Below are 24,723 nucleotides of genomic sequence, written 5' to 3'. Positions count from 1 at the left end.
GACGCGCCCTCCGCAAGCTCCGGGCGCTCCTCAGGGAGCAGGGGTTGTGCGGTTCTTTCGGATTACGGAGCAGGGGCTGAGACCTGCGGTTATGTCGCTCTTCCGGATCAGGGAGCAGGGGTTGTGTCGCTCTTCCGGATCAGGGCGTAGCGCTACCCCGGTTCGGCGAACGCTCAGATCCAGCCCAGGTCACGGGCTTTGATCGCGGCCTCGTACCGGTTGGACGCATTCAGCTTCGACACCGCCGACGACAGGTAGTTACGGGTCGTGCCCGCGGTCAGGTGTGCTCGGCGGGCGATCTCCTCGACCGACGCACCGTCGAGAGCGAACTCCAGGACGTCGGCCTCGCGGGCGGTCAGCAGCGAGTCACCGGTGCTGATGGCTTCGGTGGCGAGCTCCGGGTCGATGTAGCGTCCGCCGGAGTGCACGGTCGCGATCACCTGCGCCAGCGTGGCGGCCGGGGTGGTCTTGGGCAGGAACCCGCGCACGCCGGCGGTCAGCGCTCGCTTCAGATAGCCGGGCCGACCGTGACTGGTGACGATGAGCGTTCCTGCATCAGGCGTGAGTTCGAGGAGCTCGATGGCGGTGTCGATACCGTCCATGCCGGACATCTGCAGATCGATCACCGCGACCGCGGTCGGTTCGCCGGCATCGCGCCGGGCACGCCAGAGCGCGACCAGCTGCTCACCCGAGTCGACGTGAGCGACCACCTCGATGTCGTCTTCGAGGTCGAGCATGGTGGCCATCGCGGTCCGCACCAAGGTCTCGTCATCGGCGAGCAGGACAGGAATCATGTTGGCTCCCAGCGAATCTGTAGTGTGAACAGGCCGTCGGCCCGGCTGGTGCGCAGGCTCGCACCGACCATCTCGAGACGTTCGGCGAGTCCCTGCAGCCCCGATCGTGGACCGCTTGTCGACGAGTCATGCTCAGCCACACCGTCATTCCGCAACGACATGCCCGTTGGGCCGAGGGTGAGCCAGGCCGACGACGCCGACGAGTGTTTGACGATGTTGGTCGTCCCCTCGCGGACCACCCAGGCAGCCACCTCGTGGAACCGGTCTGGCACCTGCGCCGGATCGCCCTCGACCACGAGATCGCATCCCGCCGCCGACAGCAGGGACCGTGTTCCCGCGACCTCGCCGACCAGGTCGATGTCGCGGTAGCCGCGGACCAGTGCTCGCATCTGTTCCATGGATTGCACTGCGAGCACCTTGATCTCGTCGATCTCCACTTCGGCCTTGTCGGTCGACCGCGCCCGCAACAGGGTCCCGGCCAGTTCGCTCTTGACCGCGATCGCCGAGAATCCCCGGCCGACCACATCGTGCAGGTCGCGGGAGAAACGTAATCTCTCCTCCGCCACACGAAGTCGGGCTTCCACCGCCTTGGCCCGCTCCAGGTCGTCGATGACCTGCAGGCCCCAGCGGGTCAGCAGCGTCGTGACCATCAGGAGCGTACCCGTCGCAGCCACCACCCCGGTGATCCCCAGCACCCCACGTGGTGAACCCGCATAGGCGATCCCGGTCACGATGGCGATCGCGCCCAGTAGCCACCACCGGTGCCGGAGAAAAGGAAGTACCGCCATGCCGGCGAGCAGGGCGGTGTACACGCCGACGGGCCGCGCGGTCTCGAGATCCCCCTGTCCGGTGAGTACCCGGGCGAGGACGGCGTAGACGATCCAGACCCCGACCATCAGACCGACCGCGACGCCGAACAGCCACCGTCGTGCCCGCATCGGTGACCAGATCGCGAAATCCGGTTGGGACTCGAGAGCGAGCACGGCGGCGAATCCGGCGACCCACGTCCCGATCATCCCCCACACGGCGGGCGCCGGGACACTCACCGCGACCGCCACACCGACGACGACCAACTGGAGTGTCACCTGGGTGTAGAGCCGGTAGCGCTGCGTATCGGACTGGGCGCGCCACCAGTCGGTTGTCCGGTTCAGCCGCGATCGTCCCACCGGAAGCTCCGCGCGGTCAGTGCGAGCGCCAGAACGGTCCATGCCACCAGTGTCGCAAGTGGCTGGCCGATGTCGCCGAAGGTGCCCGCGAAGTCGGCGGCGGGGACCGACTCCGCCACGGTCGCGCCACGTCCCACGGTTCCGAGCGAGATGAGATCGGAGATCGCGGCGAACGGGGTCCAGGCGGCGATCTCACCGAACCGTTCGGGCAGTACCCCGCGGATCGACGCGAGTCCGACCATCGCCACGACCATCACCGGGAGCGAGGTTATCTGCGCTGCTTCGGCGTTGCGCGTCACGGCGCTCGTCGCGAGTGCGAGCAGGGAGAACAACGCGACCCCGGCGATGAGGGCGATGACGACGAGGACGGGGTTGACCGGGGCCGGGGCGCCGGCCCCGTAGATCACCGCCGCCACGATCACTGTGCCGATCGCCGTGAGGATCGCGCCGGGTACCGCCGGTGCGGCCATGATCTGCCAGTCCGCGGCCTCGCCGGTGCGCAACCGCTTGAGGACCCCCTCGCCTCGCCGCGTGGTGATCATCGACAGCACCGAGTAGTACTGCACGAAGAGCAGGGCGACCAGCGCAAACGTCTCGAGCGTCGTGAATGTCAGTTCGGGTGTGGTTCCTGACTGTCCGCGGGTGAGGAAGAAGGTGGCCAGCGGGACGCCGATCGGAAAGACGATCCCCATAACGACGAGCGTCTTGTTGCGGATGAACTGTCGGAACTCCGCGATCGACAGCGCGGTCAGGGGTCGACGTCTGCGCGTCGGGGCGGTCCGGAAGGTGTCTGCGGTGGTCATGCGGCTGCTCCGTTCGTGAGGGCGAGTTCGGCCGGGTCGTCGGTGCCCGCGGCGATGTCGAGGAAAACCGATTCCAGGGAGGCCGCCCGGGCTTCGAGTCCGCCCAGCGGTACTGCGTTGACGCTTGCCCAGGTGAGCAATTCGTCGAGATGTCCCTGGAGGTCGCGGGTGGAGACCTGCACGCGCGCCGACGCATCCACCTGAGCACCGCGGAATTCCGGCAGCACCAGTCCGGGATGGTCGAATGCGATCCGGGCCGGATGCCGGTCGACGATCTCGCGAAGCGTTCCGCGCCGGGCGATCTCGCCCCGGTGCATGATCGCGATCCGGTCGGCGAGGGCTTCTGCCTCGTCGAGGTAGTGGGTGGTGAGAACCATCGTCACGCCGGACGTCTTGAGGTCGGCGAGCAGTTGCCAGGTGCTGCGGCGGCTCTCGGGGTCGAGGCCGGTCGTCGGCTCGTCGAGGAACAGCAGCCGGGGCCGGCCCAACAATGCGCACGCGAGGTCGACCCGTCGCCGCTCGCCGCCGGAGAGCGCGGCGACGCGGACGTCGGCCCGGTCCGTGAGCCGGACCTTCGAGAGCACGTCGTCGACCGTCGTCGGGTGCGAGCATGTCCCGCGCCACATCTCGAGGGTCTCCGCGACGGTGAGATCGGCGGGGAGACCGCCGGACTGCAGCATCACGCCGATCTGCGGCCGGACCTTCGCCCGTTCACGCCGCGGGTCGAGTCCGAAGACCTCGACCTCGCCGGACGTCGGTGCGACGAGACCTTCCAGAAGGTCGAAGGTCGAGGTCTTGCCCGCCCCGTTGGTACCGAGGAGAGCGAACACCTCCCCCTCCGCGACGTCGAGATCGATGCCACGGACGGCCTCGAATGCTGTTACGCCACTGCCGTAGACGCGGCGCAGCCCACGTGCGCTGATGACAGTGTTCCTGATCGAATCGTTCATGCTCCCACCTTCGCGCCGGAGCAGTGAAGTCGGTAGTGCTGTGCATCATCAGGTTTCGCGATGGATGTCATGGCCGGGCCATGACATCTGTCATGTCCGAGACATGCCGATCCGCATGGGCTTTTGCTGATCGGGCGCACTGTCGTCGACGCCGTTCGACGGTGAGGGTGGAACACATGCGAAACGACACCTCGAAACTCCGCTCGCGACCGCCCCGTCGGCGAGTTCTCGGCGCCGCCCTCGCGCTGTCCTTCGCGGTCGGCGCGTGCTCCGCGCCCACCTTCGGCGAGGGCGATCTGGGCCGGTTCTACCAGCAAGAGCTCGCCTTCGGGCCGTGCGACGACTACCCGTCGACCCAGACCGAAGCCGAGCTCTTCGCCACCGCACCCGCGGCGCAGTGCGCGCGGATGGAGGTGCCACTGGACTACGAGAATCCCGACGGACGCTCCGCACAGATCGCCGTGATGCGGATCCCGGCGCGCGGCGAGTCCGAGGGCTCGCTCGTCCTCAACACCGGGGGACCCGGTGGCGGCAGTACGTCGATGGCCGCCACGCTGGCGACCACCTGGGCCGATCGTCCGGCGACAGAACAGTTCGACCTGGTCGGATTCGATCCGCGCGGGACCGGGGCGTCCGTCCCGGCCGTCGACTGTCTCACCGACGAGCAGCTCGATGCCGGTGAGCTTCCCGGTGCGGTGCCGGCTGCCGAGGGGCGCTGGACCGCGGCGGACACCCGCGCCTCGGTCGAGCGCTGCGCAGAGGGGTCCGGCGGTGACGACGTGCTGTCCCGGCTCGGAACCAGGGATGTCGCCAGGGACATGGACGTACTGCGCGAGGTGGTCGGCGACGACCGCCTGACCTACTTCGGTCAGAGTTATGGGACCCGCCTCGGCGCCGTGTATGCCGAGATGTTCCCCGACAAGGTGCGGGCGATGCTCCTCGACGGCGGCATCGACCCGAGCACGACCTATGCGGACACGCGAACCCACACCTTCGCGAGTATGCAACGGGCCTTCGACGCCATGGCTGCGGACTGCGCGACGCGCGCCGACTGTCCGCTGGGCACGGACCCGAGCCGGGCGACGGAGGTGTTCTCCGGCCTGGTCCGCCCGCTGGTCGAACAGCCCGTTCCCAGCGAGGAGCGCCGGACGCTGGACTTCAACGCCGCGGTCGGCGGAGTGGGCGCCGGCCTCTACGACCCGGCGGCGTGGCCCGCGATCCGGACCGGCCTCACCGAGCTCGCCAACGGTCGCGGCGACGTCCTGCAGCTGCTCAGCGACTCCTTCGGCGGTCGCGACGAGAACGGACGTTGGAGCAATTTCACCGAAGCCAACCACGCGATCAACTGCGCCGACGAGGATCGCCTGTCCCCCGAGGACGCCCGCGCACTACGCGAGCGGATCTGGGAGGCCGCACCGTTCATGGACCCGGGTACCGGATACGACGGCGCACGTGACGGTTGTGAATCCTGGCCGGGCGAGCCGACTCTCGGCGTGCCGTATGCCAGCGACGTGACCGGCCTCCCGGAGACGCTGACGATCTCGATCACCGGTGACCCGAGCACCCCGTACGAGGGCGGCGTCGCGGTGGCAGATGCGCTCGGGGGTTCGTTGCTCACCGTCGAGGGCACGCAGCACACGGTGGCGGCTGCCGGTACGAACGACTGCGTCAACACCGCGGTGGACGCCTACCTGCTCGATCTGACGCCACCCGCACCCGGCGCGCGATGCACCTTGTGACGGGTCGCCCCGACCGGGAAGGATCGGGCCGGTACCGGTCGCACACTCATCACAGATCATGGAGCACCCGATGGACACCACACCGCTGATCGTCGAAGACCTGCTGCTGATGCTGCTCGACGACGAGTCCGGCGCGATCGCCGGCGAGGGCACCCTGTTCTACACGCTGGGCGGAGCCGTCCTCGTCGAACTCGGACTCCGCGGGGCCGTGGAGATCGACGACGCCGGCGGCGGACTCACCGGTGCCCGGATCACGGCCGTGCCAGGAGCCGAGCCGTCCGACCCGCTGCTGGCCGGCGCGTACGGGACGATCGCTGAGCGGCCGCGTGGCGTGCAGGCGCTGCTCCCCATGATCGGCGCAGATCTCCGCGGCACGGTCCTCGACCGGCTTGAGGAACGCGGCCTCATCCGGCAGGAGCGGCGAAAGATGTTGGGACTGTTCCCGACAACCCGCCTACTGCCGGTCGACACCGGTTACGAGAAGGCACTCCAGGACCGTGTCCGTGCGGTACTCGTCGACTGCGTCGACCCCGACGCGCGTACTGCTGCGGTGGCCGCCCTGCTGTCGGCCAGCGGCGTGCTGTCACACCTACACCCGACGATCCGCTGGTCCGGCGACGTGTATCGCCGAGGCAAGGAACTCGAGAAGGGGAACTGGGGCGCCGAGGCGGTGAACACAGCGGTCGTGCGGACGGCAGCGGCCATCGCCGCATCATCCGTCGCGGTCACGGTGACCGTTGTCGGCACCAACTGACGGGGCGATGTCGCAGGCTCGGAAAACGACCCCGGAGAATCGGACAGACGACGTAGAGCCGGCGTCGGCCCGCTCTGGGGCGGTTTTCGGCGTGTGGGCGGCGCCGTGTTCACCGATACCCCGACGTACGAGAAGTCATCGTCGTCGGTACTTCGGTGCTCGTTTCTCCAGGAATGCGGCGGTCGCCTCGCCCCGATCTTCGGTCATCGCCGTGATCATCTGCTGGCGGTTCTCGAACTCCACGGTGGCACTGAAAGAATCGGACTCCACCGCGGCCCACATCCCGACCTTGGTGAGCTCCACCGACAGCGGCGGATTGGCCAGGATCGCGTGAGCCGTCGAGTGCGCCCGCTCGAGCAGTTCCTCCGGTTCGGCCAGATCGACGAGTAGTCCGTACCGCTCGGCCTCGACGGCCGTGAACTTCCGGCCCGTCAGCATCAGTTCATGGGCCCGGCCCGTCCCGACGAGGCGCGGAAGCAACCACGACACACCGATGTCGCAGGCGGAGAAGCCCGCCCGGATGAACCCGACCGCGTAGACGCTCGACGTGGACCCGATGCGGATGTCGCTCGCGCACACCAACGCGAGACCACCACCGGCGGCGGGCCCGTTGACCGCCGCGATGACCGGTTGGCGCAGACCGTGTAGCCGGCGTGCGAGACCGGCGATGTCCTGCTGGCGCTCGAGCATCGGGATCACCCCGCGCCGGTCGGCGGCGGAATCATCGTCTCCGTAACCGTTCAGGTCGAGACCTGCGCAGAAGGCGCGGCCCGCCCCGGTCAGGATCACGATCCGGCATCCGGGGTCCTGGTCGACGGCGTCGAGGGCGGTTGTCAGTTCCCCGACCAGATCGGCGTTCAAGGCATTCAGCGCATCCGGGCGATTGAGAGTGAGCGTCGTGATCTCACCGTCGCGCTCGACGAGGACCGCCGGCATCAGAACGGGCCCCGATCACCGCGGCACTGCATGTGTTCCATGACCTGTTGGTACCACCGCCGGGTTCCGATCCGTGGCATCTCCGCGCGGGCCGTCGTCGAAAACGACCCGGAAACCACCCCAAGGAAGTCGACCGACGACCTAGATATCGTCCCCGGCGGCCTCCCCAGGGGCGGTTCTCAGCGCGAGGGCAGAGTCGTCACCGATACCCGGCCGCACGAAGGGCAGCCATCAGGTCCGAGCGGGATCCGGCGTCGAGCCTGCGTCGGATCCGGGCGACGTGGTGTTCGACGGTCTTCGCCGAGATGTACAGTCGCTCACCGATCTCCCGGTAGGTGAAGCCCTGGAGTAGTTCGTGGGCGACCTCTGCCTCGCGTTCGGTGAGCGGTCCACCGATCGGCGGGGTGCGACGCCGTTCCTCATCGGCCGAGCGGGCGGTGTCCAGGAGGCCGGCCGCGGCCGATGGATCATCGGCGCGCAGCGCGGCCATCCCTGCCAACCGATCTGCCTCCCAGTGCAATCCGACACTCCGCAACGCGTCGACCGCCGCCGCGACCTCAACCGCGGTGGCGGCGACAGCCTCGGAGTCATCGGGTGTCAGCGACACCCAGACGCGGGCGGCGACGGCGAGCGAGCGGGCCGTCCGGTTCTCCGCCGCTGCGAGGTCGAGACGAGCCAACCGGTGCGCCATGGCGGTGTCGTCATGCGCGGTGGCCGCTGCCTGCACGCCGGCGAAGTCCCAGAACTGTGTCCATGCCGGGGGATCCTCCAGACGGGCGAGCAACCGGTCGGCGGTGTCCACGTGTCGATCGACCGCCGACAACTGGCCCACACTCGCTGCGGCGATCCAGAACTCGCCGAACGCCCGCAGCAGAAAGAGGTCCACCTCGGTGCCGGCGAGCAGCGACACCCCGTGCTGCCACGCCGCGGTCAGTGCAGCAGCGTCGCCTCGGCGTCGGGCGAGTCCGAGTCGAATCGCCTGCCATCGAAGACGTTCGGGCACAGGAACCGGATCATCCGACGGGATCAGGCGCGCCGTCATCTCGAGATCGCCGACGGCCAAGGCGATCTCGGCGTCGATCAGAGCGCGCCCGGACTCGGGGGCCACCGACCTGATCGTCTGTGCCCCGACGATGTCACCGTGATTCAGCGCCACCGCGGTGGCCGCCTGCAGAATCCGGCCCGCATACGGACCCCGGGACCCCGCACCCCCGGCCGAGAGCCCCCGGATCACGGCGTCGACCGCGTCGTCGCCGGTGGGCGCGTCGTCCGCATCGCCGAGGGTGGCCAGCAGCCCACGGGTCACCAGCGACCGTGCGGCCCTGCTTGCGACCGGCGCGCGGCCTCGATCCGCCGCGGCGATGGCGGTGACCGCCGCGCGATCACCGACGGCGAGCAGGGCCACCGCGGCCGGGAGCGATTGCACCCCGGACGAACTCGAGCCGACCCACCGGTGGAGGTCGGCGGCATGCGACGCCAGTCCGCGATGCGCGGCGACGGTGGCGGCGAGCTCCACCCACTCCGCGACCCCGGGGTCGGCCGGACCGGCCGTCTCCAACCGCTGATCGGCCGCGTCGCCCGCGCCATCGAGGTCACCGGACGCCAGTGCTCGTTGCGCCATCAGCAACCGGACGTCATCGCGTCCCGGCGCCACCCGGTCGGCGGCCCGGAGGAGCACCGCCGCCCGCGCCCCGGTGGCGTCGGTGGCGCCGGCCAGCAACGCGTCGACGATGCGTGGGTCGTCGACACCGGCCTCGGCGGCCAGCAGCGCGGTGTCCGGGGTGAGTTCGGCCGCGCGCAGTGCGGCGACGACGGATCTGTGGCGGAGCTCGCCGATCCGTCGATCCCCCAGCACATCTCGCAACGGCCCGGCGGCGGCCGACACGAAGACGTCCGAGCCGCGCAACAGGCCGCAGCCCCGTGCCCGGTCGAGAGCCCCGGCCGCGGCAGCCCGGTCGACTCCGGCCGCGTCGGCCAGGCTGTCGGGGTCGAGGGGCGCCCGGACCGAGGCGAGGGCGAGCACGGCGAGCGTCAGCGGATCGAGCCCGCGCAACAATCGGTGATGCCAGTCGCGGGCCACCCGTTCGACGATCGCGATCACGTCGGCGGACGGTTCGTCGGCGGTGTTCCCGACGCCGAGTCCGGCATTCCGGATCGCCTCGAGTGCGCTGTCGACGAGCACCGGGGCACCACCACAGCGTCGGCGGATCTGCGATGCCGTGGTCGGGTCGAGCGTCAGACCCGTGCGCGTCGCGCGGGTCAGGACGTCTGCGGTGCCCAGAGCCTCGAGTTCGAGGACGGCACCGTATGGCCGGGAGCGGTCCCGGAGCACGCGGACGCTCGGGTCCAGTTCCCTCGGTTCGGTCGTGGCGATCAACCCGATCGTCCCGGCGTCGAGCATCCCCAGGGCGGTCTCGATCACGGGCCCGGGCCACAAGTGCATGTCGTCGGCGAGGACGAACACCGGGCCGGTCTCGCTGCCCGTGGGCAGCCCGACACTCACCGGGACACCCCGCTGTCGCAGTTGTTCCCGGACGCCGCCCAGCAGCGTCGACCGTCCACTTCCGGGGGTTCCGACGACCACGGCGCACAGCGGATGGCCGCCGTGCGCGCGGTCGACGACGCCCGAGATCCACGACGAGATACGCGACGCAGCGGGTGACAGGTCGCCGATCATCGAGACCGGTGTCGTCGGCGTCATCGCACAGACCAGGGGTGGCCGGGAGTCACCGGGCTCAGCAGTCGACGCCGATGACGCCGGTGACGCCGCAGACGATCTGGCCGGTGCCGTCGAGGACCCGACCGGGCGCTTCCAGGACCCCGCCCGGGGTGACTCCGCCACCGCCGGAGCCGCCACCGGTGCCCGGATCGGGGACTTCCGGTTCTGGCTGGCTGGGCACCGACGGGGTGCCGGGTGCCGACGGGACCGACGGCGCCGCCGGAGCCGGTGCCGGCGCGGGTGCGGGTGCCGTCCGGCCAGGGGTGGTTCCGGGGGCGGGCGCTCCACCCGTCGGTGTGTTGGTCGCGGCGCGTCCGGGTGTGCCGGTTCCGGTGCCGGGAGCCCGGGTGCCCGCACCGGTCACCGGCGCGGCCGAGGTTCCCGGACGCGCACCCGCCACCGTGGTACCCGGACCGCCCGCGGGATTCTGGGACGAGGTCGCCGTCGTCGTGGCCGCTCCCGCGGGTGGGGGCGTGGACTCCCCGACCGAGCCGACGAGTCCGGTGCCGACGGAGAGTCCGGTTGCCGTCACGAGCGCCAGGGCGGCGGCGCCGAGCGTGATCAGCGTGCCGCGCTTGCGCCGCGACAGCCGCGGAGCGGGTTCGGTCACCGGAGTGCTCGGCGCCGGGACGATCTCGCGGAGCGGGCGCTCGTCGGGCAAGGCCGAGACGACGGCAGTGGTGGAGGCGGCGGGCGCGATCGCCGACCGGTGCGCGGCGAGTGCGGCGCCGGCCATCAGTGCGCCACCGGCCGCCGAGGCGGACGCCGGGTCCGGGTCGCCGACGACCGGCAGGCGCAGGGTCGAGGACAGCATCTCGGTGACGAGCGGGATCGCGGCACCGCCACCACCGAGGAGCACCGCGGTCGCACCGGCCGGATTCAACCCTGTCGCGGCCGCCTCGGAGGAGTCGAGGCCGACCGCCGAGGCCGTGAGCGCTTCACGAACCAGCGCAACCGATTCCAGAATCGGGGCGCGGAGCAGATCCTCGATGTCGTCCCGGACCAGCCGCGCCTCGGTGCGGACGTCTCCGACCCGCACGTCGACGACGGTGTCGGTGTCGACCGACAGACACTCCTTGGCCCGTCGACAGTCGCCACGCAGCCGGTTCACGTCGTCGAGGATCGCGCCGCTGCGCTGCGGGTCGGCAAGGCCCGAGTCGACCTCGGCGTCGGCACCGGTGACCCGGAGCGTGTGCGCCAGCACCAGGCGGTCGAACTCGTTGCCGCTCACCGTCTCCAGCCGCACCGGGCGGCCCACCGGAGCCGCGTCGGAGCCGGTGGTCAGGACGGAGACGGTGACGCCGGTCGCGCCGAGATCACAGACGACGACGGTGCCGTCGCCGAAGGCGCCCTCGGCATGCTCGGCCGCGGCCAAGGTGGCGCGCGATTCGGGAACCCAGGTCGTCGACTCCGCCGGCACCGCGTCGGGGTGGGCCGCGAGCGCTGTCCTGGCCTCGTCGACGGCCTGATCGGTCCAGTTGTCGGGAAACACGACACTCAGGTGCGCGTCGTCGAACCGTGACGAGTCCGTCCCGAGGTTGAGCCGGGCGAGCAGCGCTGTGACCGCGTCCGCGTAGATCTCGGCGGCCGCGATCGTGTGCCCGTGGTCGTCGAGCATCGGTACCGGGTCGCCGACCCGGGCGACGAAGTCGTCGGCATCCACCAGAGCGGAGGTCTCGACCGAGACCGCACCCTCCCAGGAATGTTCCGAGGCAGCTACCGCGACGCTGTTCGCGGTCCCGATCTTCACACCGATCCCGATGGCCATGACGGTCACTCCTGTTCGCACCTGCAGACGGTGGTCGGTGACGGTCCCTCATCTCGAGCACACCGTCGATGTCACGTGCCCCGGCCCCGGCGGTGCACGTCACCCAGTGTGTCGCGCACTGATGCCCAGGTGTTAGCCCTTCGGCGGAGATTAGGGGGAAAGTCCCGACACCCCTATACGTGGGATGCGACGAGCCGGCCCCCGGCCGAATCCCCGGGGGCGCCGGCCCACCCCCCTCCTCGACAGGACTGGGGATTTACCCCGATGTCGTCCGGCGCCGGAGTCCATACGGTCGAACTCGACACGGGATCGAACTCCGATCTCCCCGACGCAAGGAACGACGCCATGCCGAGCAACGCGGTACTCGACTTCATCCTCGGTCTGCTTCGCGACGAGGAATCCTTCAACGCCTACTGCGGCAACCCCCAGGCCGCGATCGACCGCGCCGGTCTCACCGGCGTCACCCCGGCCGATGTCTCCGCGGCAGCACCGCTGGTGGCGGATGCCGGCCTGGCCGCCGGGGCCGGCGGCGGACTCGGCGCGATCATCGGCGCCGGCGGTGGCGCCGTCGGTGGGGCCGTGGGCGGCGCAGTCGGCGGGGGTGTGGTCGGCGGCGGTGGCGTCGGCCTGGGCGGTCTGAACCTCGGCGACATCAACCTCGGCGGCGGGAACGTCGCCCTGGGCGACGTGAACTTCGGCGGAATCGGTGGAATCGATCTGGGCGGCTTCGGCGTGGGCGGACTCGACCTCGGTGGAATCGATCTGGGTGGAATCGATCTGGGCGACATCGACTTCGGTGGTCTCCTCGGCGGCATCGGGCTGGGTGACATCGACCTCTCCGGTCTGTCGCTGGCCGATCTCGATCTCGGCGGCATCGCCTTCGGTGACCTCGACCTGGCCGGACAGCTGGCCGTTGCACTCGGCGCGGCGCTGTCCGCCGGTGTGGGTGCCGGCGGCGCGGTCGCAGCGCAGTTCGGTGCGGCACTGGGTGCAGCGCTCGACACCGTCGTCGACGGTGGGATCGAGATCGCCGCAGGCATCGGGCCGGTCATCGCCGGGTCGCTGGCCGGCGCGATCGGTGCCGAAGGCGCGCTGGTCGCTCAACTCGGGGCTTCGCTCGATGCACTCCTCGCCGCCGGCGCCGACCTCGGACTCGGCCTCGGTGGCGGTCTCGCCGCGCAGCTGTCCGCCGCACTCGGTGCGGGCGGCGAGCTCGCCGGTTCCTTCGGTGCGACCCTGGGTGGTCTCCTCGGTGCGACGATCGGTGCGGGCGGCGCGCTCGGCGCCGACCTCGCGGCCGCACTCGACGCCGGTCTCGGTGCGGGCGGTGCCATCTCGGCGGTCCTCACCGGCGCCCTCGGCCTGGGCGCCGAACTGTCCGGCGATCTGACCGCCGCACTCACCTCCACTCTCGACGTCGCCGGCGACCTCTCCGCGACGCTGTCGGGTCTGCTCGACGCGCAGGCCATCGCCGATCTGTCCGGCGAACTGGGCGCCACCCTCAGCGGCGCCCTCAGCTCCACCCTGGCCGCGGGCGGTACGGCCGCCGCGTCGCTCGGCACCGCACTGGGCGTGGCCCTGACCTCGACGGCAGCCGCGACCGGTGGCCTCGTCCTGACCGGCGCAGCCGGTGCGAACGCCGTCCTCGGCGGCGCCCTGACCGCCGCACTCGGTGTCGGCGGCGGCGCTCAGGCCGGACTCGCCGCGGCACTCGAATCCGTCCTCGAAGCCGGCGGGATCGTCGACGTCGAGGCCCTGCTCGAGGCAGGTGGCGATCTCGGTACCACTCTGGCCGGAGCCCTGTCCGCCGGCCTCGAGGTCGGCGGTGAGGCCGCAGCCGGTCTCGGCGCGGCCTTGGGCGGCACGCTCGCCGCGGCACTCGAAGGTGGTCTCGCGGCCGACCTCACCGCCGGACTCGGTGGCGCACTCGACGCCGGACTCGGTCTCGGTGGCGCACTCGAAGCCGGGGTCGGCGGGGCACTCGACGCGGGTCTGGGCCTCGGTGCCGGACTCGGCGCCGGTCTCGGTGGCGCCGTCGAAGGCGCCCTCGGCGGCGGGCTCGGGGTCGTGGGCGGGCTCGGCACCGAACTCGGCGCCGCGCTCAACGGACTGCTGTCGGCCGGCGCCGGCCTCGACACCGCACTGAGCACCGTGCTCACCGGCGTCCTGGGTGCCGCCGCGGGCGCCGATCTGGGAGCCGCGCTGGGTGGCGCACTCGAACTGGGCGGCGTCCTCGGTGCCGACCTCACGGGTCTGCTCGAGGGCGGCCTGGCCACCGATCTCGCCGCGCAACTGGGTGCGATCGTCGGCGGAGGCGGTGACCTCGCAGCCGGACTCGGCGCCACCCTGGGCGGCGTGCTGGGCGCGACCACCGGCATCGAGGGCATCCTCGACGCCGCGGCCGGTGCCGGACTGAACCTCGGCGAACTGCTCGCTGCGGACCTCGGCGGCGCACTCGGCGTCGACGGCGCACTGATCGCCCAGCTCGGCGGCGCGCTGGACGCCGCACTCGACGCCGGCGCAGGACTCGGCCTGGTGACCGAGACCGCGGCCGACCTCGGCGGAACCCTCGAGACCGTGCTGGCTGCCGGCGGCGATGTCGGCGCCGACCTGGGCGCGTCCCTCGGCGCTGTCCTCGGGACCGCGCTGAGTGGAGAGCTCGGCGGTTCGCTGGCCGGCCAGCTGGCAGGCGGAGCCGAACTCCCCGCGGCCCTCAGCACCGTACTCAGCACCGCGCTCGACGTGGACCTGTCGGCCACCGACGGCCTCGTTGCCACCCTCGACTCCACCCTGGAGGCGACAGGTGGTCTCGGCGGGGCGCTGACCGGCGAACTCGAGGCGATCATCAACCCGAGCCTCATTCTCTCCCCCGAGGGCACCATCACCGTCGGCGGACCGATCCTGGTCACCGAGGGGCTCGGCGGCACGGTCGTCGACGGCCTCACCGGCAACCTGGGCGCCGGCACACTGGCCGGCCTGGGCACCGTGGCCGAGACCGGCACGGACCTGGTGGCCGGAGTGGACAGCACCCTGCAGGGCGGCCTCGGCGGCACCCTGGAGACCGGACTCGCCGGGCTGGGCGCCGGGAGCGGAGCGAGCGGGCTCGATCTCATGGGCGCCGGGAGCGGAGCGAGCGGGCTCGATTCAATCGGCGACGCCGCACTGGGGGCCACCGCCGGTCCGGTGCTCGACGGTGCGCTGGGTCTCGACACCGGCACCGGCCTCGGCGGCGGCCTGGGTGGAGACCTGGGTCTGGGCGGGGACCTGGGCCTGGGTGGCGCGCTCGACACCGAGCTGCCCGCGGATGTCACTGCCGACCTGACCACCGCGATCTCCGGCGCCGCCGGCGGTGCGGCAGACGTGGCCGGCGCGACCGCGGGCTCGCTCGAAACCGGGGTCGGCGGAACCCTCGACACGACTGTCGGCGGAACCCTCGACACGACGACGGACGTCGTCGGTGGCGTGACCGGCGGACTGACCGGTGGCGCGGTCGCCGGTGGCGGCGTCGGAGCAGGTGGCGAGGCCGACAGCGGTCTGGACCTGGGTGGCGCGGCCGACACCGGTGCCGGACTCGGCGGCGCACTCGACACGACCGTCGGCGGCGTGGCCGACACGACCGCCGGCCTCACCGGCGGATTGACCGGGGGCCTCACCGGCGGATTGACCGGGGGCCTGACCGGTGGCCTCGGTGGCGACACAGACACCGGGATCGGCGTCGACACCCCGGACGCCGGACCCGAGGCCGACTGACCCATCCAGGTCGGCAACCCGCCCCGGGACCGCTCACCGATCCAGCAACCCTGGACGTGGGCAGGTCCCGGGGCGGTCCTCGTCCGATGCCGACCGGACACGCCGACTCACCGCTACCGTGAGGACACCATGACCACTCCACCCGCCGAACCACCTCGGGTCGGCCGGCACGCCGCCGACCGGGACGCACCCGAACCCGACCCGGTCCCGGCACCGCCGACCCCGACACCGCGGACGCCGACACCACCGACCCCGACACCACCGTCCGCGGTCACGCCGGCGCGATCAGCCCCCACCGCAACGACCCAGTCGCCCAGCACCATCGGCGAATTGCTGTCGACGATGTCGGACGTGGCCCGGGAGGCCGGTCGCAACGATCTCGTCAGCCGACTCGACGGCGCACGCACCCGGATCACCGACCCCCGGCTGCGGATCGTCGTGGTGGGTCAGCTGAAGCAGGGCAAGAGCTCTTTCGTCAACGCGCTGCTCAACCTCGACGTGTGCTCGGTCGGCGACGACGAGACGACCGCGGTGCCGACCGTCATCTCGCACGCCGCGCAACCGTCGGCCCATCTGATCGTCGACGGCCCGGCCACCGACAGCCGCATCCCGGTGCCGATCGAGGCGATCGCCGGCATCACCCCCGACTCCCCGCTCGCCGGTGGCCGCGAAGTACTGCGTCTCGAGATCGAGGCACCCGGCCCGTTGCTCGCCGACGGCCTCGTCCTCGTCGACACCCCCGGCGTCGGCGGTCACGGACATCCCTATGCCGCAGCAACATTGGGTATGGTCGCAGCGGCCGACGCAGTGCTCGTCATATCCGATGCCAGCCAGGAGTTCACCGCACCGGAGATGGCGTTCCTCCAGCAGGTGGCCGGTCTGTGCCCGACGCTGGCGTGCCTGGTCACGAAGACCGACCTGTATCCGCACTGGCGGGCCATCGTCGACGCCGACCGGTCGCATCTGCAGACCGCGGGCCTCGACATCCCGCTGCTGCCGGTGTCGTCGGTACTCCGTTCCCACGCACTGCGTCTCGGTGACGAGAAACTGAACGCGGAGGCCGGGTTCCTCGATCTGTACCGCTATCTGCGCGAGCGCGTGGTGGCCACCGCGCGACAGGCGACGCGAGCCACCGTCGCCACCGATCTACGAGTCGTCAGTGAGCATCTCGCGCTCACCCTGGGCAGCGAACTCGCCGCCCTGCGTGACCCCGAGACCGCCGGCCGCGCCGTCGGGGCACTCCGGGAAGCCAAGTCCGACGCCGAGGCCATGCGCCGACAGTCCGCGCAATGGCAGCAGACGCTGGCCGATGGGATCGCCGATCTCGCCGCCGACATCGACCACGACCTGCGGGACCGTCTGCGTGCGGTGACCCGGGAGGCCGAGCGGGCGATCGACGAGGGCGACCCGGGGGTCGACTGGGAGCAGTTGAGCGAGTGGTTGGCCGACCAGACCGCGGCGGTGATCGGCGACAACTTCGTCTGGGCGCACGAGCGTTCGGTGTGGCTCGCCGAACGGGTCGCCGACCACTTCGCGGCCGCCGGCCAGAACTCGCTCCCCGACATCGACGTCGCGGATCTCACCGGCGTTCTCGACTCGGTTGCCGAACTCGCCGAACTCGACAGCGGCCGAGTCGGTGTCGCCCAGAAACTGCTGATCGGGATGCGCGGCTCCTACGGCGGCGTGCTGATGTTCGGCCTCATCTCGACGATGGTCGGCATGGCTCTCATCAACCCGGTGTCCGTCGGCGCCGGACTGTTGCTGGGTACCAAGGCCTATCGGGATGACAAGGAGGCCAAGGTCCTCGAGCGTCGCGCGAAGGCGAAGGTCGCCGTACGCGCCTTCACCGACGACGTCAGCTTCCAGGTCGGCAAGGAGTCCCGCGACCGGCTACGGGTGATCCAGCGAGTCCTCCGTGACCATTTCACCTCGGTCGCCGAACAGACCGCGCGCTCGATCTCGGAATCCCTCAGTGCTGCACAGTCCGCCGCGACCCTCGCGGACTCGGAACGATCCGGACGGGTTGCCGAACTCGAATCGCGGCTCCATGCGGTCGCCGCCCTGCGCAGAGCGGCCGACCATCTCGATCCCGACGACACCGCCGCGGAGCTTCCCCACCGATGACCGACATCGCCCGTGTCCGAGGGCTTCTCGAGGCCACCCGCGCCGCGCTCGCCGACGACCCGCATGCACAGGCCGAGCTCGACGTGTGCGCCCACCGGTTGTATCAGCCGGTGCGGATCGCGCTGGCCGGTTCGCTCAAGGCAGGCAAGTCGACGCTGCTCAATGCCCTTGTCGGGCAAGACATCGCCCCTACCGACGCCACCGAGTGCACACGCGTGGTCACCTGGTACCGCAACGGACGGTCCCCGTCGGTCACCGCGCACGTCGACGACGGCCGCGCGGTCGGCATCCCGGTCACCCGCATCGACGGCCGGTTGGGCTTCGACTTCGGGCGCCTGACCGCCGACCGCGTCGACCGCCTGGACGTCGAATGGCCTGCGCGGGCGCTGCAGTCGACGACCATCGTCGACACCCCGGGCACGGCCTCGCTCTCGACGGAGCTGTCCGCGTCCACACTCGCGCTCCTCACCCCCGACGACGGCCTGTCCGGCGTCGACGCCGTCGTCTACCTGCTGCGTTCCCTGACCGCCACCGACACGACGATGCTGCGCCGCATCGGTTCGGCCATCGGCGGATCGTCGGGTCCCCTGGGCGTGATCGGTGTGGTCTCCCGCGCCGACGAGCTCGGCGCCGGCCGGATGGACGCGATGATCTCGGCACATCAGATCGCCGGGCGGTTCGCCGGCGAACTCGAACGCACCGGGCTCTGCCAGGCGGTCGTGCCGGTCGCGGGACTCCTGGCGCTCGCCGCCCGGACGATGCGGGAGGTCGAGTTCCGCGCGCTGGCAGAGCTGGCCGCGACCCCGGGTCCCGATCTCGAGGCGGCACTGCTCACCATGGACCGGTTCTCGCGCCCCGACATCCTGCCTGCCATCCCGGCCGATCTGCGCCGTTCGCTGGCCGAACGCCTCGGCGCCTTCGGCATCCGCATGGCGGTCACGCTCATCCGGTTCGGCGCCACCTCGTCGTCGGCGCTGGCCGCCGAACTCGTCGAGCGCAGCGGGCTCTCGGAATTGAGTGCCATCATCGACACCCAGTTCGGCCAGCGCGCCGACCAGCTCAAATCCCATTCCGCACTGGTGACGATGGATCACCTTCTCGCCGCCTCACCGTCGGCGGGAGCGCGCGACGTCCGGGCCTCGGTCCGTCGGGAGCTCGCGGACGTGCACGGCTTCCGTGAACTGCGTCTGCTCGGCACCATCCGGGCCGGCGGCGTCGATCTTCCCCCGGATCAGGCGGCCGAGATCACCCGACTCATCGGCGGATCGGGCATCGATCCCGCGGTCCGCCTCGGGCTGCCACCGACCGCGGACCTGTATGCGTTGCGCGACGCGGCCATCGAGGCCGCGCGTGTCTGGCGGGCGCGTGCCGGCCATCCGCTCCTCGGTCCGGCGTCGGCGTCGGCATGTCAGGTCGCGGTTCGCAGCGCCGAGGGCATCGTCGCGCAACTCGACGCGGTGGTCCGGACCGGCGACGTCGAGGGCTTCAGCGCAGGGAGGCCGTGACCGACCGGGTGTAGGCGATCCCGGTGGCGATGACCGCGACGAGGGCGGCGGTCGCCGGAAGCCACTGTGCGACAACCGGCATGCCGATATCGGCCAGGGCGGTCGCGGACGGACTGACGGTGAGATGGAACGCCACGGCGCCGGCGACAGCCGCCGCGGCACCGATCGTCAGGATGGTGCGACCGGACCGTCGGCTGTCCCAGAGTCGGGCTGATCCCCACAGACCCAGGACCACCACGACCACGGCGATGACCGCGCCGACCATCAGTGAGATGTCCACGGCACGTGCGGCGTCGGTTCCGCTCTCCGGGTGGGCCCGCACGAGATCGGCGGCAAGGGTGGACCGAATGTCGTTGAGGGACAGGAGTGTCAGTCCCACGGTCACGATGACGAGGGCGACCGACACCAGCCAGCCGACGATCACGTACCGGACGGCCGCGGCACGTCCGGCCGGCCGTTGCGGACGCATCGGCGTGACGGCGACGCGTGGGCGGGGCGGTGGGGAGCCGTCGGCGTTCGACATCCCTCGATGGTAGTTGCCCCGACGACTCCCACCCGTCGAACTCGGCGCATCCTCGTGTCCGGGTCCGCATGTCCCCCGATCGGTGGATGCAGCGTTCACCCCCACCATCACCCGGTCAGCGGAAACCACCACACCCACATCCCGAGGAAAGTCAGTGGTGTCACCACAACAACCCCCACACCACACCGGGAGCACACCATGAAGACCACCACCCGCATCGCCACCGCCACCCTCGGACTCGCCGCCGCAACCGGCATCGCCCTCGGCGCCGCCGGAGCAGCCCACGCCGGCACCCTCCCCATCACCCGCCCCGGCGAACCCACCGTCGCCATGACCATCACCAACCACACCGACAAGCCCGAATACCTCCAAGGCGCCAACGCCGACGGCGGCCAATGGGTCAACGCACCCCAACACATCCTCTACCCCGGCGCCACCGAAACCATCACCGCCACCGCACCCTTCACCAACCACCTCGACGTCAACGCCATCTACCGCATCGGCGCCTTCGGCCCCACCGCCAACTACCAACTCACCAACCACCCCCACAACGTCAACACCGCCATGAGCACCATCTGGGGACCCCACGCCCAGAACTACTGGATGAACAACCACATCGACACCGGATACCCCCAGGTCAACGTCGGCTTCGACCAGTGGTGAACCAGCCCGGACAGACACAGAATGCGTCGTCCGTATCGGATTTCGATACGGACGACGCATTCTGTGTGGGGTCGAGCTCAGGGGCCGGCGGTGGCCCCCGTCAGCGGCGGCGACGCCTCCAGGATCTCGTTCTCCTCATCAGTGAAAGTTCGTGCACGCGAGAGGAACCGGACGCCTTCCGGCGCCTCGAGACTGAATCCGGCGCCACGACCCTTCACGACGTCGAGGATCAGCTGGGTGTGCTTCCACAGCTCGAACTGGTCACCGTTGATCCAGACCCGTACAGCCGGAATGGGTTCGGGGAGTTCGATCTCGCCGACCAGCACATCCCGCTGGCCCACTCGATACTCCCCGACCGGGTAACACATCGGGGCCGAGCCGTCACAGCACCCACCGGACTGGTGGATCATGAGGCCGCCGTGCAGCTCCGACAACTTGGTCAGGAGCTGCACGGCGGAGTCTGTGGCGACCACGCGATCAGGAACACTCTGCTCGGCGGTCATCGTCAATCACCTCTCATCTGCTCCCTGAGGTGCGAGGAGCGCTAGCGACGAGCCTCGAAGGGTCAGAAGAAACCCTTGGCGCTCTGAGCGTAACCGACCAGGAGGTTCTTGGTCTGCTGGTAGTGCTCGAGCATCATGAGGTGGTTCTCGCGACCGATACCGGACTGCTTGTACCCGCCGAAGGCGGCGTGCGCCGGGTAGTCGTGGTAGGTGTTCGTCCACACCCGGCCGGCCTGGATCTCGCGGCCCGCCCGGTAGGCGGTCGCACCGTCACGGCTCCACACGCCGGCGCCGAGCCCGTAGAGCGTGTCGTTGGCGATGTGCATGGCGTCGGCGAAGTCCTTGAAGGTGGTGACCGCGAGGACCGGGCCGAAGATCTCTTCCTGGAAGATGCGCATCTTGTTGTTGCCCTGGAAGACAGTCGGTTTGATGTAGAAGCCGCCGGCCAGATCGCCGTCGAGTTCGGCTGCCTCGCCGCCGATCAGCACCTCGGCGCCCTCGTCCTTGCCGATGGCGAGGTAGGAGGAGATCTTCTCGAACTGATCGTTGGAGGCCTGCGCGCCCATCATCGTGTCGGTGTCGAGGGGGTTGCCCTGCTTGATCTTTCCGACGCGGTCGACGGCCTTGGCGATGAACTCGTCGTAGATGTCCTGCTGGATGAGCGCGCGGCTGGGGCAGGTGCACACCTCGCCCTGGTTGAGCGCGAACATCGAGAAGCCTTCCAGCGCACGGTCGAGGAACCCGTCGTCGGCGGACATCACGTCGTTGAAGAAGATGTTCGGGCTCTTGCCGCCCAGCTCGAGGGTGACCGGGATCAGGTTCTCCGAGGCGTACTGCATGATGAGCCGGCCGGTGGTGGTCTCACCGGTGAACGCGATCTTGCGGATACGGTTGCTCGACGCGAGCGGCTTGCCCGCCTCGACGCCGAACCCGTTGACCACGTTGAGGACTCCGGCGGGAAGCAGGTCGCTGATGAGGCTGACCAGGTACAGGATCGACGCGGGTGTCTGCTCGGCGGGCTTGAGCACGACCGCGTTGCCGGCGGCGAGCGCGGGCGCCAGCTTCCACACCGCCATCAGGATCGGGAAGTTCCAGGGGATGATCTGGCCGACGACGCCGAGCGGCTCGTGGAAGTGGTAGGCGACGGTGTCCTCGTCGACCTCGGAGATCGAGCCCTCCTGGGCGCGGAGGGCGCCGGCGAAGTAGCGGAAGTGGTCGATGGCCAGCGGGATGTCGGCGGCCATGGTCTCGCGGACGGCCTTGCCGTTGTCCCAGGTCTCGGCGACGGCGAGCTTCTCGAGGTTCTCCTCCATGCGATCGGCGATGCGCAGCAGGGCCAGCGAGCGCTCGGCGACGGGGGTCTTGCCCCATCCGGGTGCGGCCTTGTGGGCGGCGTCGAGCGCGAGGTCGATGTCCTCGGCGGTCGAGCGTGCGACCTCGCAGAAGATCTTGCCGTCGACGGGCGACGGGTTCTCGAAGTACTGACCCTTCACCGGCGGGGTCCACTGTCCGCCGATCCAGTTGTCGTAGCGCGACTCGTAGCTCATCACCGAGCCATCGGCACCCGGCTTTGCGAAGACGGTCATGGTTGCTCCTTGCGTGTGGGCCTCAAGCTGAGGACGCTCTGCGGATGTCACACGGGACACCGGAGGCGTCCGTTGTGATCTGCTCCACACTCTAGGAGCGGGGTGGTTGCACAAGCGTTGCAACGTTGGCCACCAGCTGTTCACGCAGCTCAGCCGGTTACGCCCCGTACCGCTTGTCCAGGAGTCGGATGCGTCCGCCGACGACGGCCCGGTCGGGGTCGCCGACCGGCAGGCGGTGTTCGAGGCGGCGCCAGGCGGCGAGGTCGTCGCGTCCGTGGGTCGACGACGTCCACCGGCGGAGGGCCGCGACGTCGCCGGACGCGAAGAGACGTGACCGCAGATCTTCCCGGAGTTCCTCGAAGATGTCGACGATGCCCGGCGCGCTCGACTCGGCGAGCAGTCCGCCGCGACCGAGGTCGTCGACCACCGACGCGAGATCCGTACCCGACGCGATGCGCGACCGGAGGGCGTCGACGTCGGAGGTGATGTCGAGAGTGAGGCGGTAGGGCCTGCTTGCCACGACGTCGGCACCGAGGTCGCGGCGGAGCCGGGAGATCTCGGCTCGCACCGTGACCGGGTCGAGCCCGTCCTCGGCCAGCTTGAGCGCGAGCTGCTCGGTGTTCAGTCCTTCCGGAAATGCTTGTAGCAGAACGAGTATCTCCGCATGTCGACGGGACAGCGTGCGGGCGCCCGGCCCGTCGGCGACTCGGTGCCAGCGTCCCGAACCGTCTCCGAGGACGGTGAGATGCGCCGCGCCCTGCGGTCTGGGCGCCGGATCGAAGGTGGACGGGTCGGCGAGGTCGACAGCACCCGCCCGCAGTTCACGCTCGACGGCCGCGACCACCGAGCGGACGGCCGCCAGCGCGAACGGTGCCGCGACCTCACGTCCACCGGTCACGTCGATGACACCGATCACATGCCCGGTCAGCGGGTCGTGCACGGGCGCCGCGGCACAGCTCCACTCCTGCACGGGGCCGGCGAAGTGTTCGGGTCCGACGACCTGTACGCCTCGGTCGACGGCCAGCGCGAGTCCCGGGGCATTGGTGCCGACGACCTCTTCGCTCCACACCGTGCCCTCGACGAAGTTGATGTGACCGGCCCGATCGCGAGCGGCCGTGTCGCCCTCGATCCACAGCAGGCGCCCGGCCTGATCCGTCAGCGCGACGACGACGCCGGTGTCGGCGATGGCATCGACCATCAGCGACTGCACCAATGGCCGGACGGCGGTGATGGGATGTGCGGCTCGGTAGGCGGCGAACTCCGCGGGTGACATCACGGACGCACGGTCGCCGTCCGCGGCGGCCTCACTCGGGTCGACGCCCCTGGTCAGCGACCTCGCCCACGAGTCGCGGACGATCGATCGGACCGCATCCGCGGGTGGATTCCCGCCGGAGAGGAAGTCCTCGTACGCCCGGCGGATGCGCGTGGCCACCAACGCCGCGTCAGTCATGCACCCTCCGTTGATTGCCCGATATGTCGACGATTCTGCCTGCACCGATGTGATCTCGGCAACATTCGACCGGCCCCGCCGTCGCGTGCCGGTCCGCGATCCCGCGCCCGGTCCACGATCCCGGCCTAGCCGAACCGCGCCGAGAACGTCCGCGGGGTCATGCCGGTGACGGTCTTGAAGTCACGCACGAAGTGCGCCTCGTCGGCGTAGGCCAGCTCCGCCGCGAGCGAGGCGAGCGTTCCCGACCGGTCGCGCAGACGCTCGGCCGCCTCGTGCAACCGGCGGCGCTGGATCAGCCACTTCGGGGTCAGGCCGAGGCGACGCCGGGTCAGCCGCTGCAGGCTCCGTTCGGTGAGATGGAACCGTTCGCAGATCTGCGCGACCGCCACGACGGTCGAATCGGTCTCGACGTACTCCACGATCGCGTTGATCAGCCGGCCGTCGTCGTCGAGCGGGAGATACGAGCGCAGCCAGTCCTCGACCCGATCGGTCGCGACACGCTGGGTCTCCTCGATCCCGGGGTCCACGGCCATCGCCGAGCGCACCGACCGCTCGAGATCGCTGCCCTTCTCGCCGAAGACCTCGGCGAGTTCGGCATGTCGATCGGTCCACGCCCCGACATCGCCGGTCAGCAACCCCCCGGCCCCCGGCGTCAGCATCACCCCGACCGCCCAGCCGTCGCCCGTCAGAACCGTCTCCGACAGTCCGGTCACCACGCCGTAGAAACGCGCATAGGTGTTGCTGATGACGATGAGGCAGACCGGGTACTGCAGAACGCGCTGCGGCGCCTCGGCGCCGGGTGGCACCCACCAGACCGGAACCCAGAAGCGGCGCACCAGCTCGTCGAGATCGGGGCTCGGCGCCCACCGCCCGATGCGATAACTCGCGTCCGACGGGTCGACGAGGTGCGCGCGCTCGACGTCGTCGAGCCGCGCGCGCCCCTCATTGTCGGGTTTCATCAATCACCGTCCCGTACTCGTGCGGTTGACT

General features: G+C 70.4%; 18 protein-coding genes. 6 read left to right on the top strand and 12 right to left on the bottom strand.

The window, feature by feature from the left end; all coding sequences use genetic code 11:
- Positions 1–173 precede the first annotated feature (173 nt).
- From BCM27_RS00945 to BCM27_RS00930, 4 genes are read right to left on the bottom strand one after another with little or no spacing between them, the layout of a single operon-like run.
- On the bottom strand, positions 174–794 hold the full coding sequence (locus tag BCM27_RS00945) for a response regulator transcription factor (RefSeq protein ID WP_004021484.1): 621 nt from the start codon (positions 792–794) through the stop codon (positions 174–176).
- The gene (locus BCM27_RS00940) at positions 791–1,960 is read right to left on the bottom strand and encodes a sensor histidine kinase (RefSeq protein WP_004021485.1); all 1,170 of its coding nucleotides are present in this window, start codon (positions 1,958–1,960) and stop codon (positions 791–793) included. The genes BCM27_RS00945 and BCM27_RS00940 overlap by 4 nt, the downstream gene beginning before the upstream one ends.
- On the bottom strand, positions 1,942–2,763 hold the full coding sequence (locus tag BCM27_RS00935; protein WP_004021486.1) for an ABC transporter permease: 822 nt from the start codon (positions 2,761–2,763) through the stop codon (positions 1,942–1,944). The genes BCM27_RS00940 and BCM27_RS00935 overlap by 19 nt, the downstream gene beginning before the upstream one ends.
- Entirely contained in the window at positions 2,760–3,713 is a 954-nt protein-coding gene (locus tag BCM27_RS00930) for an ABC transporter ATP-binding protein (RefSeq protein ID WP_004021487.1), read from the bottom strand. The genes BCM27_RS00935 and BCM27_RS00930 overlap by 4 nt, the downstream gene beginning before the upstream one ends.
- Positions 3,714–3,889: 176 nt before the next feature.
- Between BCM27_RS00930 and BCM27_RS00925 the strand changes: the two genes are divergently transcribed.
- Both BCM27_RS00925 and BCM27_RS00920 read left to right on the top strand, forming a co-directional pair.
- A complete protein-coding gene (locus BCM27_RS00925) occupies positions 3,890–5,452 on the top strand; it encodes an alpha/beta hydrolase (protein ID WP_004021488.1) in 1,563 nt (520 codons plus the stop codon).
- Between the two features lie 70 nt (positions 5,453–5,522).
- A complete protein-coding gene (locus BCM27_RS00920) occupies positions 5,523–6,206 on the top strand; it encodes a GOLPH3/VPS74 family protein (protein WP_004021489.1) in 684 nt (227 codons plus the stop codon).
- 135 nt (positions 6,207–6,341) lie between these two features.
- Here BCM27_RS00920 and BCM27_RS00915 read toward each other — a convergent pair whose 3' ends face one another.
- The 3 genes from BCM27_RS00915 to BCM27_RS26175 all read right to left on the bottom strand — a co-directional run bounded on the left by BCM27_RS00915 (position 6,342) and on the right by BCM27_RS26175 (position 11,629).
- Positions 6,342–7,142, bottom strand: a complete 801-nt coding sequence (locus BCM27_RS00915; RefSeq protein WP_004021490.1) for an enoyl-CoA hydratase/isomerase family protein — start codon at positions 7,140–7,142, stop codon at positions 6,342–6,344.
- 199 nt (positions 7,143–7,341) lie between these two features.
- Entirely contained in the window at positions 7,342–9,843 is a 2,502-nt protein-coding gene (locus tag BCM27_RS00910; RefSeq protein ID WP_033206554.1) for a helix-turn-helix transcriptional regulator, read from the bottom strand.
- A 34-nt stretch (positions 9,844–9,877) separates the two neighbouring features.
- On the bottom strand, positions 9,878–11,629 hold the full coding sequence (locus BCM27_RS26175; RefSeq protein ID WP_004021492.1) for an Hsp70 family protein: 1,752 nt from the start codon (positions 11,627–11,629) through the stop codon (positions 9,878–9,880).
- Between the two features lie 345 nt (positions 11,630–11,974).
- On the opposite strand from BCM27_RS26175, the gene BCM27_RS00900 reads away from it, so the two are divergent.
- The 3 genes from BCM27_RS00900 to BCM27_RS00890 all read left to right on the top strand — a co-directional run bounded on the left by BCM27_RS00900 (position 11,975) and on the right by BCM27_RS00890 (position 19,008).
- Entirely contained in the window at positions 11,975–15,379 is a 3,405-nt protein-coding gene (locus BCM27_RS00900; protein WP_004021493.1) for an IniB N-terminal domain-containing protein, read from the top strand.
- Positions 15,380–15,508: 129 nt separating this feature from the next.
- A complete protein-coding gene (locus tag BCM27_RS00895) occupies positions 15,509–17,503 on the top strand; it encodes a dynamin family protein (RefSeq protein WP_004021494.1) in 1,995 nt (664 codons plus the stop codon).
- Positions 17,500–19,008 (top strand): dynamin family protein, encoded by a 1,509-nt coding sequence (locus BCM27_RS00890; RefSeq protein WP_004021495.1) that lies wholly within the window; start codon positions 17,500–17,502, stop codon positions 19,006–19,008. Before BCM27_RS00895 ends, BCM27_RS00890 begins: the two co-directional genes overlap by 4 nt.
- Here the strand turns inward: BCM27_RS00890 and BCM27_RS00885 are convergent.
- Positions 18,989–19,531 carry a hypothetical protein gene (locus tag BCM27_RS00885; RefSeq protein ID WP_004021496.1) on the bottom strand — a complete coding sequence of 181 codons (543 nt, stop codon included), beginning with the start codon at positions 19,529–19,531 and terminating at the stop codon, positions 18,989–18,991. The genes BCM27_RS00890 and BCM27_RS00885 overlap by 20 nt on opposite strands.
- Positions 19,532–19,729: 198 nt before the next feature.
- On the opposite strand from BCM27_RS00885, the gene BCM27_RS00880 reads away from it, so the two are divergent.
- Positions 19,730–20,194 carry a hypothetical protein gene (locus BCM27_RS00880; protein WP_004021497.1) on the top strand — a complete coding sequence of 155 codons (465 nt, stop codon included), beginning with the start codon at positions 19,730–19,732 and terminating at the stop codon, positions 20,192–20,194.
- Positions 20,195–20,271: 77 nt separating this feature from the next.
- Here BCM27_RS00880 and BCM27_RS00875 read toward each other — a convergent pair whose 3' ends face one another.
- From BCM27_RS00875 to BCM27_RS00860, 4 genes are all read right to left on the bottom strand, one after another.
- On the bottom strand, positions 20,272–20,697 hold the full coding sequence (locus tag BCM27_RS00875; protein ID WP_004021498.1) for a DUF779 domain-containing protein: 426 nt from the start codon (positions 20,695–20,697) through the stop codon (positions 20,272–20,274).
- A 62-nt stretch (positions 20,698–20,759) separates the two neighbouring features.
- Positions 20,760–22,283, bottom strand: coding sequence for an acetaldehyde dehydrogenase ExaC (exaC, locus tag BCM27_RS00870; protein WP_004021499.1), 1,524 nt, complete (start codon positions 22,281–22,283; stop codon positions 20,760–20,762).
- Positions 22,284–22,440: 157 nt separating this feature from the next.
- Positions 22,441–23,733, bottom strand: a complete 1,293-nt coding sequence (locus tag BCM27_RS00865; protein WP_004021500.1) for a GAF domain-containing protein — start codon at positions 23,731–23,733, stop codon at positions 22,441–22,443.
- Between the two features lie 125 nt (positions 23,734–23,858).
- Positions 23,859–24,692: a helix-turn-helix domain-containing protein gene (locus BCM27_RS00860; RefSeq protein ID WP_004021501.1), complete on the bottom strand. Its 834-nt coding sequence runs from the start codon at positions 24,690–24,692 to the stop codon at positions 23,859–23,861.
- Between the last annotated feature and the right edge of the window lie 31 nt (positions 24,693–24,723).

The sequence above is a fragment of the Gordonia terrae genome, assembly GCF_001698225.1.
GTDB lineage: Bacteria > Actinomycetota > Actinomycetes > Mycobacteriales > Mycobacteriaceae > Gordonia > Gordonia terrae.
This window is presented reverse-complemented; position numbering and strand designations above follow the sequence as displayed.

Bases quoted from the DNA above. Each gene is read 5' to 3' on its own strand.
- exaC (WP_004021499.1), bottom strand. From the start codon at position 22,283: ATGACCGTCTTCGCAAAGCCGGGTGCCGATGGCTCGGTGATGAGCTAC.
- BCM27_RS00885 (WP_004021496.1), bottom strand. From the start codon at position 19,531: ATGTCGAACGCCGACGGCTCCCCACCGCCCCGCCCACGCGTCGCCGTC.
- BCM27_RS00900 (WP_004021493.1), top strand. From the start codon at position 11,975: ATGCCGAGCAACGCGGTACTCGACTTCATCCTCGGTCTGCTTCGCGAC.
- BCM27_RS00920 (WP_004021489.1), top strand. From the start codon at position 5,523: ATGGACACCACACCGCTGATCGTCGAAGACCTGCTGCTGATGCTGCTC.
- BCM27_RS00875 (WP_004021498.1), bottom strand. From the start codon at position 20,697: ATGACCGCCGAGCAGAGTGTTCCTGATCGCGTGGTCGCCACAGACTCC.
- BCM27_RS00935 (WP_004021486.1), bottom strand. From the start codon at position 2,763: ATGACCACCGCAGACACCTTCCGGACCGCCCCGACGCGCAGACGTCGA.
- BCM27_RS00910 (WP_033206554.1), bottom strand. From the start codon at position 9,843: ATGACGCCGACGACACCGGTCTCGATGATCGGCGACCTGTCACCCGCT.
- BCM27_RS00945 (WP_004021484.1), bottom strand. From the start codon at position 794: ATGATTCCTGTCCTGCTCGCCGATGACGAGACCTTGGTGCGGACCGCG.
- BCM27_RS00895 (WP_004021494.1), top strand. From the start codon at position 15,509: ATGACCACTCCACCCGCCGAACCACCTCGGGTCGGCCGGCACGCCGCC.
- BCM27_RS00915 (WP_004021490.1), bottom strand. From the start codon at position 7,142: ATGCCGGCGGTCCTCGTCGAGCGCGACGGTGAGATCACGACGCTCACT.
- BCM27_RS00925 (WP_004021488.1), top strand. From the start codon at position 3,890: ATGCGAAACGACACCTCGAAACTCCGCTCGCGACCGCCCCGTCGGCGA.
- BCM27_RS00930 (WP_004021487.1), bottom strand. From the start codon at position 3,713: ATGAACGATTCGATCAGGAACACTGTCATCAGCGCACGTGGGCTGCGC.
- BCM27_RS00860 (WP_004021501.1), bottom strand. From the start codon at position 24,692: ATGAAACCCGACAATGAGGGGCGCGCGCGGCTCGACGACGTCGAGCGC.
- BCM27_RS26175 (WP_004021492.1), bottom strand. From the start codon at position 11,629: ATGGCCATCGGGATCGGTGTGAAGATCGGGACCGCGAACAGCGTCGCG.
- BCM27_RS00865 (WP_004021500.1), bottom strand. From the start codon at position 23,733: ATGACTGACGCGGCGTTGGTGGCCACGCGCATCCGCCGGGCGTACGAG.
- BCM27_RS00890 (WP_004021495.1), top strand. From the start codon at position 17,500: ATGACCGACATCGCCCGTGTCCGAGGGCTTCTCGAGGCCACCCGCGCC.
- BCM27_RS00880 (WP_004021497.1), top strand. From the start codon at position 19,730: ATGAAGACCACCACCCGCATCGCCACCGCCACCCTCGGACTCGCCGCC.